Source organism: Microbulbifer sp. YPW16 (genome assembly GCF_021290385.1).
In the GTDB taxonomy this organism is placed as follows: domain Bacteria; phylum Pseudomonadota; class Gammaproteobacteria; order Pseudomonadales; family Cellvibrionaceae; genus Microbulbifer; species Microbulbifer zhoushanensis.
This window is the reverse complement of record NZ_CP089928.1, coordinates 1,867,178-1,887,023: the sequence shown is the minus strand read 5'-3', so window position 1 is coordinate 1,887,023 and position 19,846 is coordinate 1,867,178. Positions and strand designations below refer to the sequence as shown.

2 protein-coding genes are annotated in these 19,846 nt (G+C 61.2%); both read left to right on the top strand.

The window, feature by feature from the left end:
* Positions 1–139: 139 nt before the first annotated feature.
* Positions 140–18,478, top strand: a complete 18,339-nt coding sequence (locus tag LVE68_RS07880) for a transglycosylase SLT domain-containing protein (protein ID WP_233006479.1) — start codon at positions 140–142, stop codon at positions 18,476–18,478.
* Positions 18,450–19,586, top strand: coding sequence for a hypothetical protein (locus LVE68_RS07875; protein ID WP_233006478.1), 1,137 nt, complete (start codon positions 18,450–18,452; stop codon positions 19,584–19,586). Before LVE68_RS07880 ends, LVE68_RS07875 begins: the two co-directional genes overlap by 29 nt.
* Positions 19,587–19,846: the final 260 nt, after the last annotated feature.

Here is a 19,846-nt window from a genome sequence, read left to right as displayed (position 1 = left end):
TCTCTCCCAGTGGGTTGTGATTCGCGTCACATAAATGAATCGTGCGCCTAAACGTTAGTTCTCCCGTCAGGAAAACCAGACAAATCAAGAAAAATCGCACGGCCGCGCTCGTGCCAATTGAATTCCTGGGGAACTCAAAATGTCTGTAACTCTTGTTGGCGGTAACGAACTGGGCCTGCTGGACTCTTCTTACGCACTCCTGAACGATAATAAACGCACGGCCAACAACCAGGTGGGCGGCGACGAGAAGCTGTACGTCAACGTCTCCAACGGCAACCTGCTCATCCAGCACCAGGACGCCTACCTGCCCAGCATGGGTGACGACTTCAACCTGGTGCGCACCTACAACGCCCGCGGGGCCGCCAGCGATGCCCACGGCCACGAGGACGCCCGCTGGTACTTCTCCACCGGCATCCGCCTGGACGTCAGGCAGGGTGGCCAGTACCTGGAGGTCCGCTACGGCGATGGCAGCCTGTACGATTATTTCTGGGATGAGGCCCGCCAGCTGTATGTGTCGGTGGACGGCGCCGGCGCCTACGAGACCATCCGCGACCTGGGGGCCATCGGCGATACCGATCCCGCCTTCGAGCTTACCCGTGCCGACCAGACCAGGCTGACCTTCTCCAAGCAGGGCGAACTGCTGGCCTGGGAGGACACCAACGGTGTGCGCATGGAGTACACCTACGAGTCCGATCGCCTGGTGCAGGTGCGCGACGACACCGGCCACGAGGTCAACTACACCTACCTCAACGGCCAGCTCTACCAGGTCACCGACGAGACCGGCGGCGTGCTGGTGGAGTACCGCTACGAGAGCGGCCGACTTGTGGAAGTGGTGGACCGCATGGGCCACTCCACCAAGTACCACTACACCACCAACGGCTTTATCGAGCGCATCGAACTGCCCTCTGAGCAGGACGCCGATGGCGATGGCGTGGCCGAGACCTACGCCCAGCGCGATATCAGCATCACCTATGAAACCGTCAACTGGCGCGGGGATACCAAGGCAACCTCTCAGGCGGTAACGTCCATCACCGATGCGGAAGGTGGTGTAACCACCTTCGATTACGATTTTGCCTTCCAGACCAATGGCGAGGGCCAGGGCAGCACCAAGGGCGACAAGATCAGCAAGGGCAAGGGTCACCGGGTGGATAACACCACCGACGAGACCAGCGTGACCTTCTCCTCCAAGTTCTTCGACGGCGGTTCCACCACCGTGGTGGACGCGCTCGGCAACGCCCGCGCCTACTCCAACGAACAGCAGTACGTCGACTGGCGGGTGGCCAACGGCTACTACGCCACCTACGACGCCGCGGTGGCGGCGACCGACACCAGCTACCAGGCGCAGGTGGATAACATCCGCCAGGGCCACAGCCTGCAGTACACCTACCTGTCCAACGGCTATATCACCGAGATCGTGGACCAGGAGGGTTACCACTCCACCTACGCCTACAACGACAACGGCGACCTGGTGTCGATGACCGACCGCAACGCCTGGGGCGCGGTGAACTCCGACAGCGCCTACTTCCGGCAGCTGCGCGCCGACCTGGGTTATACCGATGCGGCCGGCAACGGCAAGCTGGTGGCCAACCTGACCCAGGCCGAGCAGGATGCCCTGACCGAGCTGTACACCTCGCACTTCAACTACGACAGCAACGGCAACCTGCTGACGCTGGCGGACAACGACGGCTCCGAGACCCGCTTTACCTACACCAGCTTCAACAAGATCGCCTCGCGCACCTCCGCCACCGGCGTGGCGCTGACGGTCTCCGACGATGCCCACTACCAGGCCCTGCGCCAGGACCTGGGTTACGCGGCGCTGGTGGCGGACCTGACTGCCGCGGATGTGCAGGCGCTGCTGGACCTGTACACCACCTTCTACGAGTACGATGCCAACCAGAACCTGGTGGAGGAGCGCAGCCCCGGCGGTGACCTGACCCGTTACGAGTACGATGCCTACGGCAACCGCACCCGCCGCATCGTGTTCCTGGATGCCACCGACCTGGCCGACCCGGCCAAGCAGCAGGTGACCCAGTACTTCTACGATGCCTACGGCAACAACATCGAGACCATCGATGCCGAGGGCAACCGCACCTTCGCCGAGTACGACCACTTCGGCAACCTGACCCGGTTGATCGACGGCAACGGCGGAGTGACCACTTACACCTACGATAACGACAACCGCCTGCTGACGGTGATCGACCCGGAAGGCCACACCACCGTCAACACCTACGACGCGGTGGGCAACCGCATCAGCGTCACCGATGCCAACGGCAACACGGTGTACCGCTTCTTCGACAAGAACAACCGCCTGATCCAGACCATGGATCCGTCCAGCGTGGACCCGGCGCAGGACCGCGTGACCCAGTACCAGTACGACCTGGTGGGCAACCGCACCAGCATGACCGATGCCGAGGGCCGTACCACCGATTACGTGTTCAACAACCGGCGCGAGCTGCTGGAGGCCATCACCGCGGCGGTGGCCGGTGCGGACGGCAACAGCACCCGCTACACCACCAGCTACGGCTACGACGGTGAGGGCAACCGGGTCACCATGACCAACCATGGCGGTGCCACCACCGAGATGCTGTACAACGCCGACGGCATCCTCTCCCAGCGCACCGACGCCAACGGCCATATCACCCGCTACAGCTACGACGCCAACAACAACCAGGTGATGGTTGTGGCCGGCCTGCAGCTGCCGGTGAGCCAGCGCCAGGTGCTGAAGTTCGGTTACGACGAGGAAGACCAGCTCGAAGAGCAGACCGATGCAGAGGGGGGCACCACCACCTTCTATCGCGATGCGGTGGGCAATGTGATTGCCGAGGTGGACGCGCGCGGACCCGAGTCCGGCGATGCAGAGGCCTACACCACCCGCTACGAGTTCGACCGCAACAACCGCATGATCCGCGAGACCACCCCGGAGGTGTACGACCCGGAGACCGGCGGACTCACCCGGCACGTGATCGAACATCACTACGATGCCAACGGCAACGAAGTCAAAATGGTGGACGGCGACGGCAATGCCACCACCTTCGCCTACGACCTGGACAACCAGCTGGTGCGGGTGACCGATGCCAACGGCATCAACACCGTCTACAGCTACGACGCCAACCACAACCGCACCCGCGTTGAAGTGGGTGTGGACATGGACGCGAACGGTGTTGTGATCGGCCGCGACGATGCGCAGGTCACCACCTACACCTACGACGAGTTCAACCAGCTGGTGGCGCAGACCGATGGCCTGGGCAACGCCCTGGCCGAGAGCAACGACGCGCGCTACCAGCAGATGCGCGCGGAGCGCGGCTACGCCGCCGACGCCACCCTGCTCACCGACAGCGACAAGGCCGCCCTGCGGGCTCTCTACACCGAGCACTACAGCTACGACCGCGTCGGTAACCAGCTGACCCGCACCGATAACGAAGACCGTCTCACCACCTTCGACTACGACGCGCTGAACCGCCTGGTGACCACCACCGATGCCCACGGCAGCACCATCACCAGCAAGTACGACGGCAACGGCAACCTGGTCGAGCGCAAGGACCAGAACGGCAATATCACCACCTATGCCTACGACGCCCTCGATCGCCTGACCGACACCACCAACGCCATCGGCACCGTCACCCACAACGACTACGATGACTTCGGTAACGTCACCAGCACCACCGAGGCGTTCGGCACCGCGGAGGCGCGCGAGACCCAGTTCGTCTACAACCTCAACAACTGGGTAGTACAGCAGACCGATCCCGAACAGCACACCGTGGCCTACCGTTACGATGCGGTGGGCAACCGCGTGGAAGTGACCGACGGTCGCGGCAACCCCACCCAGACCGTCTACGACGCACTGGACCGGGTCATCAAGGTGATCGATGCCGAGGGCTTCGAGACCCAGTACGAATACGACGGTGCCAACAACCGCGTGGGCATCATCGACGCCCGCGGCGGCGTGACCCGCATCGACTACGACGGCGGCAACCGCCAGGTGGCCATGACCGATGCCGAGGGCCGTGTCACCCAGTACGATTACGACGTGCGCGGCAATCGCATTGCCATGCGCACCGCCGCCGGCACCGCCGACGAGCAGCTCACCGTGTTCGAGTACGATGCCGAGAACAACCTGCGCTCGGTCACCGACGGTGAGGGCAATGTCACCACCAACGACTACGACCGGGTCTACAACCGCATCAGCGTGGTGGACGGCAACGGCAACGAGACCACCAGCGCGTTCGATGCCCTCAATCGCCTGGTCAGTGTCACCAACGCCGAGAACGAGACCACCACCTACAGCTACGACGCGGTGGGCAACCGCCTGACCACCACCGACGCGCTGGGCCGCGTCACCAGCTGGGCCTACGACGCCGTCAACCGCGTCACCACCCAGACCGACGCCCACGGCGTGCAGACCACCTACACCTACGATGCGGTGGACAACCGCACCAGCATCACCGCCGCGGCCAACACCGCCCAGGCGGCCACCACCGTGTTCGAGTACGACCTGGACGATCGCCTGGTGCGCGAAGTGGATGCCATGGGCGGCGAGCGGCGGTACAGCTACGACCCCAACGACAACCGCACCACCGTCATCGACGAGAACGGCAACGCCACCGTCTACACCTACGACAGGAACAACCGGGTCACCGATATCCAGGACCCGGAAGGTGGTATCACCCACTACAGCTACGACGGCAACGGCAACCGCACTCAGGTGATCGACCCGCGCGGCAACGCCACCACCAGCTACTTCAATGCCAACAACGAAGTGGTGCTGGAAGTGGACGCCGAGGGCTATGCCACCAGCCGGGTGTATGACAACAACGGCAACGTCGCCAGCCAGACCCTGCACATGACCCCGGTCGGTGCCGTGACCCCGGGCACCGAGCCCACCGTGGTCGCTGGCGCGGACGACCAGACCGTTACCTTCGACTACGACCAGGTCAACCGCCTGACCGCCCGCGTCGACGGCGAGGGCAACACCACCACCTACAGCTACGACGGCGTCGGCAACCAGCTGACCGTCACCGACGGCAATGGCAACACCACCGTCAACACCTACGACATGGTCAACCGCCTGGTGACCGTCACCAACGCCGAGGACGAGACCACCGTCTACACCTACGACGACGTGGGCAACCGGGTGAGCATGGTGGATGGCAACGGCCATATCACCAGCTACACCTACGACGGCCTCAACCGCGTGGTGACCGAGACCAACGCGGAGAACGAGACCACCACCTACGCCTACGATGCGGTGGGCAACCGCATCGGCATGACCGACGCGCTGGGCCGCGAGACCGTTTACGTCTACGACCTCAACAACCGCATGGTCAAGCAGGTCAACGCCGACCTGGTGGAGACCACCTACGCCTACGACGAGGCCGGCAACCGCACCAGCATGACCGCCGCGGCCAACACCGCCCAGGCGGCCACCACCCTCTACGCCTACGACGGCAACAACCGCGTCACCGACATGACCGACGCTGAGGGCGTGGTGACCCACTATGTGCTCGATGCCAACGGCAATGCGGTGGAAGAGCACCGCGCCTACGGTACCGCCGAAGCGCGCGTGAGCTTCACCACCTTCGACAAGAACAACCGCGCCACCCACGTCCAGGACCCGGAGGGCGGTGTCACCGAGTACCGCTACGATGCCGCCGACAACCGCGTGGCAGTGATCGATGCCCGCGGCAACGTCACCACCAACTACTTCGACCGCGCCAACCGCGGCGTGGCCACCGTGGATGCGGAAGGCTACCTGACCGAGCGCAGCTTCGACGGCGTCGGCAATGTCACCAGCCAGACCCTGTACGCCCAGCCGGTCTCCAGCGTCGATCCGTCCGTGGTCCCCACCCCGGTGGCGGACCCGGCACAGGACCAGACCGTCACCTTCGAGTACGACATGGTCGACCGCCTGACCGCGCGCACCGATGGCGAGGGCAGCACCACCAGCTACACCTATGACGAAGTGGGCAACCAGCTGACCGTCACCGACGGCAACGGCAACACCACCGTCAACACCTACGACATGGTCGACCGCCTGCTGACCAGCACCAACGCGGAAGGCGAGACCACCGCCTATAGCTACGACGACGTGGGCAACCGCGTGACCATGGTGGACGGCAACAACCACGCCACCACCTACGAGTACGACCTGCTCAACCAGCTGGTGGCCGAGACCAACGCCGAGAACGAGACCACCCGTTACGACTACGACGCGGTGGGCAACCGCATCTCCAGCACCGACGCGCTGGGCCGTGAGACCCGCTGGGAATACGACCTCAACAACCGGGTAACCAAAGAGATCAATGCGGACCTGGTGGAGACCACCTACGCCTACGACGAGCTGGGCAACCGCACCAGCATGACCGTCGCGGCCAACACCGCGCTGGCCCAGACCACCGCCTACAGCTACGACCTGAACAACCGCCTGGTGAGCAGCACCGACGCGCTGCAGCAGACCACCAGCTACGGCTACGACGCCAACGGCAACCGCGTGTCCGTCACCGATCCGCGCGGCAACACCGTGGTGAGCTACTTCGACAAGACCAACCAGCAGACCGCCCAGGTGGATGCCGAGGGCTATGTCACCACCTGGACCTACGACGCCGCCGGCAACCGGGTCGGGCAGACCCTGTTTATGGCACCGGTTACCGGTGCCGACCCGGCCGTGCCGCCGTCGCCGGTGGCCGGCGCCGACGACCAGGCGGTGGTCTACGAGTTCGACCGCGCCAACCGCCTCGCGGCGCAGGTCAACGGCGAGGGCGACCGCACCGAATATACCTATGACGGTGTCGGCAACCAGCTGACCGTCACCGACGGCAATGGCAACACCACCGTCAACACCTACGACGCGGCCAACCGCCTGCTGACCAGCACCAACGCCGAAGGCGAGACCACCAGCTACACCTATGACGAGGTGGGCAACCGCCTCGCCATGACCGACGGCAATGGTCACACCACCAGCTACGGCTACGACCAGGTCAATCGCCTGGTCACCGTCACCAATGCGGAAAACGAAACCACCCGCTACGGCTACGACGCCGTGGGCAACCGTATCTCCGAGACCGACGCGCTGCTGCGCGAGACCACCTGGGAGTACGATGTACTCAACCGCGTGGTGAAGGAGACCGCCGCCGACCTGGTGGAGACCACCTATGCCTACGACGAGGTAGGCAACCGCACCAGCATGACCGTCGCGGCCAACACCGCCGACGCGGTGACCACCAGCTACACCTACGACGACAACAACCAGCTGCGCAGCGAAACCAACGCGCTGAACCAGACGGTGTCCTACGACTACGACGCCAATGGCAACCGCGTTGCCATGACCGACGCGCGCGGCAATACCACCAGCTACACCTTCGACAAGAACAACCGCCTGACCCACGTCACCGACCCGGAGCTGCATACGGTCGAGTACCGCTACGATGCGGCCGACAACCAGGTGGAAATGATCGATGCCCGCGGCAACGTCACCACCAACTACTTCGACCGCGCCAACCGCCAGGTGGCGAGCGTGGATGCCGAAGGCTTCATGGTGCAGCGGAGTTACGACGACGCCGGCAACCTGCAGACCGAAACCCGCTACATGACCGCGCTGGGCAGCGTCGACCCGTCGGCACTGCCGACCCCGGTGGCCGGCCCGGACGACCAGGTCGTGACGTTCGAGTACGACAGGGCCGACCGCCTGACCGCGCGCATCAGCGGCGAGGGCTTCCGCACCGAATACAGCTACGACGAAGTGGGCAACCGCACCAGCGTGCGCCAGCACCGCGACCTGGCCGGCACCGACATCGCCGAGACACGCTTCTTCTTCGACAGCGTCAACCGCGAGGTGGCGCAGCTGAGCGCCGAGGGCTACCTGACCGAAACGGTGTACGACGACGTCGGCAACGTGAAGAGCGTGACCCTGTACAACGAGCGCGCCAGCGTGATCGATGGCGTGCCGCAGGCGCAAGCCGGCGACACCGGCCGCACCACCAGTTACGACTACGACGCGATCAACCAGGTCGTGAGCGAGACCAGCGCGCTGGACGTGGTGACCGCGTACACATACGACGAGCGCGGCAACCGCACGGCGGTGATCGAGGCACAGGGCACGGCGGACGAGCGCAGCACCCTGTACACCTACGACCAGGCCAACCGGGTAACGGACATCACCGACGCCGAGGGCGTGGTGACCCACTACGAGCTGGATGCCAATGGCAATATCGTCGAGGCGCATGAGGCCTTCGGCACTGCTGATGTGCGCGTGACCTATAACAGCTACGACAAGAACAACCGCATCACCCAGACGGTCGATCCGCTCGGGGTGGCCAGCACCTTCGCCTACGACGGCAACGGTAATCTCAGCAGCCAGACGCTGGCCGTGGGGCTGGCCGAGGCGCGCACCGAGTCCTTCGAGTACGACCGCAACAACCGCCAGACCGCCCAGGTCAACGGCGAGGGCGAGCGCACCGAGTTCACCTACGACGGTGCCGGCAACCGCACCGGTGTGATCGTCGCGCCGGGCCTGCCGGAACAGCAGTCCACCAGCTACGAGTACGACCTGGACAACCGCCAGGTGGCCCTGGTCGACGGCGAAGGCATGCGCGTGGAGTATGTCCTCGACGGCGCCGGCAACAAGCGCGAGACCATCCAGGCCGTGGGTGTCGCGGGCCTGGAGCGCCACACCTATTACGACTACGACCTGGACAACCGCATCACCCAGGTGCAGGACCCGATGGGTGGCGTCACCCAGTACGAGTACGATGTGCTGGGCAACCAGACCCGCATCATCGACGCCAACGGCGGCGAGCAGCTCAACACCTTCGACAAGCTGGGCCGCATGCTCACCAGCCTGTCCCCGGCGGGCACGCTGACCGTCAACACCTACGACCAGCGCGGTAATATCCTCACCGCCACGCAGAGCTTCGCCGATGGCAGCGACGCGCGCACCACCACCTACGCCTACGACCTGCTGGACCGCCAGGTGGCCATCACCGATGGCGAGGGCTTCACCACCAGCATCGACTACGACGCCTTCGGCAACCAGACCCTGGTCACCGTCGGCCAGTACCTGGTGGACCCGGCCGCGGCGGGGTACGACGCGGACAAGGCCGCCCGTGCCCACGTGCAGACCAACGGCTTCACCTACGATGCCGCCGACCGCATGCTGACCATGACCGACGGCGAGGGCAATGTCACCGCCTATGCCTACGACGCGGTGGGCAACCGCACCAGCATGACCGAGGCCGCCAACAGCCTCGACGGCACCGCGCCGCGCACCACCGAGTACTTCTACGACAAGGCCAACCGCCAGGTGCGGGTGGAGAACCCCGCGGGCGGCGTGACCGAGAACGTCTACGACGAGGCCGGTAACAAGCAGCTCGAGCGCGTGCTGCAGAGCAGCATCGGCGGCGTCGAGGTGTGGACCGAGACCGGGTACGAGTACGACGCCAACGGCCGCATGACGGCCATGATCGACGACTACGATACCCGTACCGAGTACCACCTCGATGCCATGGGCAACCAGGTGGAGATCCGCTACGCCGCCGGCACCGCCGAGCAGCGCAGCGTGTGGATGGAGTACGACCTCAACAACCGCAAGACCGCCGACATCGACGGCGAGCAGAACCGCACCGAGTACCGCTACGACGCGCTGGGCAACCGCACCCAGACCATCGACGCCCTCGGCCGCGTGGCCCGCTACTACTTCGACGGCGCCAACCGCCTGAGCGCGATCCTCGACCCGGAAGGCACCCTCAACACCTTTGCCTACGACAGCGTCGGCAACCAGGTGGAAGCGCGCCTGTACGCAAACCGCTACACCGGCCCGGTGGACGACTTCACCGCACCGGTGGGCACCGCCAGCAGCGACGACCGCGTCACCCTGACCGACTACGACCGCACCAGCCGTGCGGTCAGCGTCACCGAGGCCGACGGCAGCGTCACCCAGAACCGCTACGACGCCGCCGGCAACCTGCTGCAGGAAACGCTGTACGCCAACACCAGCGACCCGCGCACCCGCAGCTACACCTACGACCTCAACAACCGCATCGAGACCTTCACCGACGTGGACGGTACCGTCACCCACTTCAGCTGGGATGCGGCCAACAACAAAACCGGCGAGAAGATCGTCTCCGCCACCGACCCCAACGCGGTGCGCGAGACCGTCTACGCCTACGACCTCAACAACCGCCAGGTGCAGCAGGTGTTCGACCCGCAGGGCCTCAACCTGGTGCAGTCCACCGCCTACGACAAGGCGGGCAACATCATCACCCAGACCGATGCCAACGGTAACAGCGTGCATTACGCCTACGACCTGGCCAACCGCATCCTGTCCGAGACCAACGACCTGGGCGAGGCGACCGAGTACACCTACGACCGGGTGGGCAACATCAAGACGATGGAAGACCCGCGCAACGTGGTGACCGAGTACGAGTACGACGACAACAACCGCGTCACCCGCGAGCTGGGCGCCACCGTGCAGGTATACACCCTGGGCATGGAAAACCCGGTGACCCAGCGCCTGGAGATCACCCGCAGCTACGACGCCTTCGGCAACGAAGTGCAGACCGTCGATGCCGCCGGCTACACCACCACCCGTTACTTCGACGCCAACGGCCGCCAGGTGGCCGAGCTGAGCGCGGACAACGTGCTGACCGAGTGGAGCTACAACGCCTTTGGCGAGAAGGCCAGCGAGACCCTGTACATGACCCGCCTGGCATCCGCCGCGCACACTGACCCGAGCGTGCGCCCGACCGGGCTGGGCGACACCCGCACCACCGACATGTCCTACGACCGCATGGGGCGCCTCACCCGCACCGTGTACCCGCAGGTGACAGTGACCTCCGTGGACACCAGCACCGGCGAGCCGGTGGCCACCACAGGAGAGGTGCGCCCGGAGGCAACCACCGTCTACGACGACTTCGGCAACGCCATCGAAGTCACCGACAAGAACGGCAACACCACCTACGCCTGGTACGACGACAAAGACCGCCTGCTGGCGCAGGTGGACCCGGAAGGCTACCTGGTGGAGTGGGACTACGACGCCCAGGACAATGTGCTGGAGCAGCGCGTCTACACCCAGCCGCTGGATACCACCGGCATCACCTCAGCCACCCGCCCGGCGGCGCCGGCCGGTGAGGTGTACACCGTCAACAAGACCTACGACGCGGCCAACCGCGTGATCGAGGAACGCTCACCGCTGGTGGACGTACTCGACAACGACGGCGTACAGACCCGGGAGCGCGTGCTCACCCTGTACACCTACGACGGCAAGGGCAACCAGACCAGCCGCACCGTGGCGGCCGGCACCAGCCAGGAAGCCACCGAGTACAGCTACTACGATGCCGCCGACCGCAAGGTGGCGGTGATCAACAGCGACCGGGTACTGCACACCTACAGCTACGATGAAAACGGCAACCTGACCGAGCGCAAGCGTTACTACAACGCCGTGGCTGCGGGCGTGAACCTGGCGAGCCTGAGTGGCGACACCGCGTTCGCAACGCTGGTGGCAAGCCACACCAACGACCAGGCCACGACCATGGGCTACGACGCCGGCAACCGCCAGACGTCGGAGACCGACCTGATGGACGCGGCCAACGACGCCGACGACATCACCAAGACAATCCGCTACAACGCTCGCGGCGAGCAGACCTGGGCGCAGGACGGGGACGGGTTCGTCACCGAGATGGCCTACGACGCCGCTGGCCGCATCACCAAGAACATCTCCCCGGACGGTACCGGTTCCACCATCCAGTACGATGCCGCCGGCAACCAGACCCTGGTGTACACCGGTGAGATCGACTCGGTTGCCCAGCCCGTAAATGACGACGCCATCAATGCCGAGTTCGGCGATATGCTGGTGATCAGCTGGAACATGCCGCAGGGTGTGGACCAGAAGAGCTGGGTGGTGTGGGGCTCCACCAGCCAGGCGGACATTACCGTTGACGGCCAGCCGGCCTACGACAACCAGAGCGCCGAGCTGGGCACCTGGTTCTCCGATACCGGCGAGGTGTATATCCCCAGCGAGGAGTTCGGCGAGGGCGAGGCACTCTACTTCCGCGTGGTCACCGCCGACCGCGCCGGCAACCTGGCCTGGTCCGAAGAGAAAGTATTGCGGGTACCGCCCACCCTGGGTGCGATCGATGTGGACCGCATCGACAGTGATACCACCACCATCACCGTAGAGGCCGGCAGCAATGCCCAGAACGTGGCCCTGAAATACGGCACCGCGGGCGCCACCAGCACCGCGACGCCGGTGGCCATGCAGCCCAACGGTGATGGCACCTGGACCGTCACCATCGATGGCGTTACCAACCTGGATGAAAAGTCCTTCCGCATCAGCTGGCAGGATGCCGCCGGCACCGACTACGAAAGCACCGAGAAAACCTTCGTTGCCAGCGACCCGCACGTGGGCGTCACCACCCAGCTGGGTGAGACCACGGTGATGAGCGGTGAAACCACCAGCTACATCATCAACCTGGACACCCGCGTGCCGGCGGAGACCGCCAGCCAGTTCTCTACGGTAGTCGCGACCCTGACGGACGCCAACGGGGATACGGTGACCGCTGCCGTGGAAGGTGTCGACAACGGCGACGGCACCTGGAGCTATCTGCTGGATCTCGGCACCAGCGCCAGCCCGCTGGCGGCCGGCAGCTACCAGATCAGCCTGGAGGGTGCCTATGCCGATACCAGCGTGTTCGGTGCCCAGGAACTCCTGCTCGACCAGTTCAGCGTCGAGCTGAGTGAGACCGCGGCACTGTCCGGCACCCGCCAGGGCCTCACCTGGCAGGCCGCCGATGTGGGGACAGAAGCAGGGCGCACGCAGCTGGTGCTGGTCGACGGCCAGTGGGTACAGAGCACCCGCAACGCGGACGGCCAGCTGTTTGTCTCCACCGAGCTGGCCCCGGGCACCCACAGCTACAACGCCTTCTACGGCGAGCAAGTGGGCACCGGCTACAGCCTCGATATCTCCAGCACGGAAATCACCGAGGAAGTCGACGACCCGGAAAACCCCGGTACCACCATCACCAACGTACTGGGCTACGACCAGGACTTCAGCCTCACCCTGGACCCGGCAGAGGTGGCCAACATCAATGGCGACCTGACCCTGTCCTGGCGCGCGGCGGGCAGTGGCCTGGACTTCACTGACAGCACGGTCATGGCCTTCGACGGCACCAGCCACGCTGCCACCCTGTCGCAGCTGCAGGAAGGCGCCTACGACGTCAAGCTCAGCTACACCGATGCCGATGGCAACGAGGTGATCGTGCAGTGGCTGCGCCTGGACAGCGACCAGGTCACCAGCGGTACCAGCCAGAACTACACCGGCAACAGCGTGACGGTACTGGGCAGCGAGACCGGCGGCAGCATCAATGTGGCCGCCAACGGCCTGATCGACTTCAGCACCGGCCTGTATTCCGGCCCGGGCGGTGACGAGCGCAATTATGTGGATATTACGCTCGACTCCAATAACAACCCGGGTGGTACCCGCACTACCAATGGCGTGGACGCCGGCTACTTTACCGCGAACCGCTACAACGCCCTGAACCAGCTGGTTGCCACCAACGAGGGCAACGGCATCTGGCGTCACTTCGGCGTGGACGCCAACGGCAACCAGGTGGCCACCTACACCACCGGTGAGAACGGGGACGACCTGGCCGCGGCGACCGAAGTGCGCGACAGCTATGCCGTGTTCGACGGCCGCAACCGCATGGTGACCGAGTATGGCGTGGCCACCGGGGTATTCGGTGAGACAGGACTGGTGCGCCCGGAAACCACCTACGGTTACGACGTGCAGGATAACCAGGTATCCGTCACCGATGCCCGCGGTTACAACACCAGCCGCGACTTCAACGCCCTGGGCATGATGACCTGGGAGAACGACAACCGCACCGGTATCACCTATCACCACTACGACCGCCTCGGCAACGAGACCAAAATGGTCGACCAGCTGGGCAACGAAACCAGCAAGCGCTACGACACTGCCGGCCGCCTGGTGGAAGAGATCAATGGTGAGGGCGACCTCAAGCGCTACACCTATGACGCCTTCGGCCGCCGGGTATCCATGTCCGTGGTCGATACCGTGGGCAGCCTGGGTGAGCGCACCACCAGCTTCGTGTATGACAACCGCGATCGCCTGGTCAAGCAGACCGATGCCGGCGGCAACGAACTGCGCTTCGATTACGACAACCGCGACAACCGCACCCACAGCTGGGATATCGCCAACGACCTGACCCGCCAGGAGTACGACGGCCTCAACCGCGTGACCCTGACCGAGTATGAAGGGGTCAACGGCAACCTGGTCACCGAGACCCGCCAGTACGATGCCTACGGCAACCTGATTGCCGAGAAAGACGCCGCCGGCCGGGTGACCAGCCACGAGTACGGCGCCTTCGGCCGCAAGATTGCCACCATCGACCAGGGCGGCCGCAAGGTGGTCTACGAGTACGACGAGTTCGGCAACCAGGTCCGTGAGTACCGCCCGGTAACCACCAGCGCCATCAACACCGGCCTGTGGAACTTCGGCTTCGACGGTGCCGAGCTGAGCCGGGAGGACTTCCGCTTCGAGTTCGGCAAGCTCTACCGCAGCTGGGACCTGTTCGGCACCAGCGGCACCAGCTATAGCAGTGGCCCGGATATCCACCGGGAATACGACGATGCCGGGCGCCTGCTGACTGTGTGGGACAAGAAAACCGATATCGCCACCACCTACCAGTATGACGAGATGGGCAACCGCATGAGCGAAGTGGTTGCCGAGGTGGACGTGAACGGCGATCCCACCAAGACCCTGCGCAATATCTCGTACGACTACGACGAGACCGGGCAGATGTCCCGCTGGCACGACAGCGTCACCGGCCAGCACCTGAACTATCTGTGGGATGCCGCCGGCAACCAGAAGCGGGTGTATACCGATGTGGGCTACGCCGGCGAGGCGGTCAACCACTGGTACAACTATGACGGTGCCAACCGTGTCACCCAGATGCTCGATGGGCAGGCTGGCGACATCATCAGCGGCTTCACCTACGACGGCCTGGGGCAGCGTGCGATCTGGAGCAACAACGGTACTGATGTCACCTACCGGTATAACGACAGTGGCTGGGTGACAGATGCTGTTTGGACTGACGACAAAGGCGTCCACTGGAAGAGCCTCTGGGAATACGATGCCGATGGCAATGTCACCAGCTATGAGACCTGGGAGACCGACGCTAACGAAGTGCTGCAGTCCAGGGAGACCTATAGCCACACTACCTACAGTGCCAACGGCATCTCTACCTTCAGCGACAGCGACGACCAGAAGACTTACAGCACCTACGACGACTCCGGTCGCCTGCTGAAGACCAAGCTGGTCACTGAAGACGCCACTTACACCTACACCTACTACTACCACGGGGATGGCCGTGAGCAGAAGATCGTGGGTAAGGGCGATGCCAAGGGCACCTCCACCTACACCTACGATGCCAACGACAAACTCACGCGCCTCGACAAGGGTAAGGGGGACAACCAGGACAGCAAGGAATACCTGACCTTCGTCTACAACAACGATGGCCAGATCCTGTATCGCTACCACGACGAGGGTACCGATAACGACATCAGCGAGACCGAATACCAGTATGCCAACGGCCACGCCGTGGGCGAGAAGAAAACCTGGGCCAACGGTGACGTGGAAGAGCAGCTGGACACCGGCGACTACAACCTGATGCAGAACATCGGCGAGGACTACCCGTCCGGTGCCGTCACCAGCGTTACCGCCGTCGACGGCGACAGCCTGCAGGCCATCGCCGCGCGCGTCTATGGCAACTCCAGCCTGTGGTTTGTGCTGGCGGCAGCCAACGGCCTCGATCCCAGCCAGCCGATCAAGGGCGGGACGCGCATCAGCGTGCCCAACACCGTGGAAACCGGTCGCCTCGATGCCGACACCCACAAGGTGTACAACGAGAACGACATTATCGGGTCGACATTGCCGAACATGAAGACGCCGGATTCCGGTGATGATTGCGGCAATATTTTGATGATCATCATCGTGGTGGTGATTGCGGTGGTGGCTACCTGGGCGACCGGCGGCCTGGCCAGCGCCTTCCTTGGCTCGGCGGGTACCTTCCTTGGACTGAGTGGTACGGCAGCTTCCATCGCCGCTTTCGCGGTGGCGGGAGCCATCGTCGGCGCTGCGGCATCCATTGTTCAACAGGGCCTGTTTATCGCCTTGGGCTATCAGGAAAGCTTCAACTGGAAGGACGTGGCCGCCGGCGCGGTGGCCGGTGCCTTTACCGGCGCTGCACAAGGACTTGGTGCCGCTGCGAAAGCGGCTGAAGCTGTGGGCAAAACTGTCAAATATGCCAAAACAGCTGCCACTGCGCTCAAAGTGGCCGGTGCCGCATCCAAGCAGCTGATTACCAGTGGCAAGATTACCAGTTGGTCAAGTCTCGCTGCCGCTGCAATCTCACCAACCAAAGGTGCTGATGGCCAAACGACCGCGCTGGGCAGCATTACTGGTCTCAGCGATACCGCGGTGCAGATGGTGACGCCATGGCTGGATGTGGCAGAAACCTATATCCGCGAGGGTGAACTGACCACCAGCGATTGGACCAGCGCGATTGGTAACACAATCGGCGCAGCGGTAGGCTCTACGGATAAATTCCAGGTGGGAGGCAGCAACCTCGGCGCCAACATGTTGATTGGTGGGGCAATGAGCCTGTTCGATAAGGAAGCGGGACAATCCTATATTGCCAATGCGGTAGGCAATGAGATTGGCAGCTGGGCTGGTGCGAAACTGGTAGAAAAGTCGGGTCTCCAGAGCTGGGCGCAGGAAAAGCAAAAGGACGCTAGGAAACAGATGGAGGAATACTACGCCAGTGACGCCTTTGAGGACGATGGTTTTAATAGGTTAACTGAGTCTGTCGCGGATGTTGTTAGTGGTATAGGCGAAGATTTCGCTAACGCCGGAAAGTCTATCGCAGGGCTATTTAGCGGCAACGCAGGTGGCGAGCAGCTTGTAGGCCAGGATAGTATAGGTCTTGATTATGATGACCAGTTGCTGTTCGCTTCAGCTGGCCTTGGCAACGGTATGTCGGATGTCCCGACTTGGGGACAGGTAATGGCTTACCAGGCCGCTGGTGGGGAGTTGACCAGTGAGCAACGTGAGGCGTTGGGGCTTGAGCAGATTGGTGGAGAGGATTTGCCGGCTGGGGTTGTGACGACCAGTGAGGTATTGCCTGACGGGACTGAGTATGTGACGGGCGGAGAGCCGCCGTTGCTGGCTGAAGTCGACTCTGGTGAGGTGATTGAGGCTGATAATGCTGTGCTTTTGGCCGAGTTTGATGCTGTGGAGACAGAGTCAATGAGCTCGGAGGGTGCTGCCGCAATAGCTGCTGAAACGGGAGTCAGTGAAGAGGAAATCGCCGCCTTCCTTGAGTCGCAAGATAAGCTTCTTCAACTTAAGGCACAATTGGGTGGAGGATACCAGCAGTTGGATGATGCGGAGGGGCTTCACGACTTGGTCCTGGAGCTTTCCGATGGAACAGATGCGGGGGCAGCCCTTAAAGCTGCGTTAACTGATGCAGACGGTAATTTTAATGATTCCTATGGCAAAGACTTTGGTCAGCTATCCAGAAAGGCGCTTGATGCAGCCTTAGGAACTTTGGGTGATCAGCGTGTAGAAATTGCTACGAATATGACCGGTGAGCAGAAGAAGGGCTTCGTTACAGAGCTATGGGATCGTGGGCTTAAGGAAATCGATTATAAAGGAGGTAAGCGCTTTACTCTTGATGCTTCTGAAGGTGAGGTTATGTTAATGCAGCAAGTGCTTAACACCGAAGGCCTCAATGCCGGAACAGTTGATGGAAGTTTTGGTCTATATCGATCGGAAACTAGTGCATTTACTAGTAATACGGCAAAGGCCGCCGGAGCATTTGTTTATGAAGATAAGATTTTAGCCGCAGCAAGGGATGAGGGTGTCGATCCTGCATTTTTATTTGCAATTCTTGATCAGGAGTCAGGCTTCAATCCAAACGCTATAAGTCATACTAATGCCAAGGGGATTGGTCAATTTACTACAGAAGCTGCTCGCGACACTGGCTTGTTGAATGAACCGGGTGAGGCAGAGTTTGATTACCGAACAGACCCGGAAAAGGCGATTAAAGCTTCTGCTGCATATCTTAAAACCAGAATCGATGCATTTAGCCAAGATGCTGCGGATAGCCTTGAGAATCTTAAGTTTGCTGCAGCTGCTTACAATACAGGTAGAGGGGCGATAAATGATGATATTAAAGAGCGATTTGGTACGTCGCCATCACCATTTGGAAATAAAGATCTGAAGTGGGATGATTTGGCGGCGACCGTAGTAACAACAAATGATTTTGGTCAAAAAGTGAACACGCCATCTCCGGTTCGAGATGAAGGTTTAAAGTATGTTGAGAGGATATTTTATAGTGACATCTCTAATGGTCAGGAGAGGGGGCTAAAATATCAAAGTTATGATGATAGATATGGATCCGGTAATTAAGCAGAGCTTAAAATTTCTAGCTTTATCGTGTCTTTGCTTGACAGCCCCCTCGTGGGGGGCTGTAGAACCAAGTAAGGTTATTAATTATAGTGTTTCACTACCTTATAATAAGCTTGTTTCATATGGAGCTTGCAGAATAAACGATAAATACCACGTGTTCTTCACTGCGGGGTATATGGCTGTATCAGAAGGAGTCGAGAATTGGCATTTGGAAAATATTTATCCAGAAGATAATCGCGAAGTTGGCGGTGGGCCGGAGTTAATTGTATGTAAAGGTAATCCGATGGTTTTCTCTAGAGATTATGGATTACATTCTCTTAAGGATGGAAACTGGGTAAGGCTGGCAGAGAGCTTTTCTGATGTTGTGTCTTTCAGAGAGTCGCAAACCAGTGATATCTATGTGAATAGACGAAGTGGTGAGCTATATAGGTCGACAAGCAGTGGTTGGGAAGCCATTGGTGGTAATGAATTCTGGTCGGGGCGCGGTGCCATTTTTTATTATAGTGAAGATACTAAGCTAGTAACATATCTTGATAAAAGCGGATCTTTAAGACTGTTATTATCCGAAGCTGGCGGGCCGGAATATAAAGAAATTTCAACGTTGAATTTGCGTTCTGGATACTTAACTGCTTTCAAGTTAAAACGACAACTTTATTTCATAAAGATAGATAATTTTGGGCTCAAATCGCAAGTTGAAAAGGCATATATTGTAAGTGCGGGGCAAGGGATAAGGGAGGTCCCTACAAGTGGATTGGATGGCACTTCACCGGATGATTGTGTTGAATTAACCCAAAACTTGGTCTCATGTAGAGGAGGAGATGATTTGATTTTCTTTTCTGCATCAGGAGGAACTTTAAAGTCAATGAGTTTTAAACCCAATGCCTATTTTCCGAAATGGTCTGGCAGGCCGAATGTGATATTTGGGGAGAGTTCATTCACTATCGAATTGGGTGGATACGATGGAAGCGGGAATATGGCAGGAAAAATATTTGATTTTTCCTACTCTTCTGTCCTTGATGATATGGCAATAAAAAATAAAAAGGAAAAAATAAAAAGGACACCCATAAATAGTACTAATAAGAAGGACACCCATAAAGTGAATGATTGAGCAGAAGTCGCGATGGCTTTTGCTCCAGAATTCTGGGCAAGCAGTATTTGCTCACGAAAGTAAATAATTTGTGGAAGGCCGCGCCATTAGGCATCTGCTGATGCACGGGGTTTCTCGCATCAGGCATGCGATGGCGCTATTTGAAAGCCTGGTTAGGTTTTACGTGACCGAAGGTGGGGAAAGGTAGCGCTCGCAGTCGCGTATACCGTGCACCCAACGTTTGCCCAGCTGCTCGCAGGCTTGGCGCACAGCATGGGCAC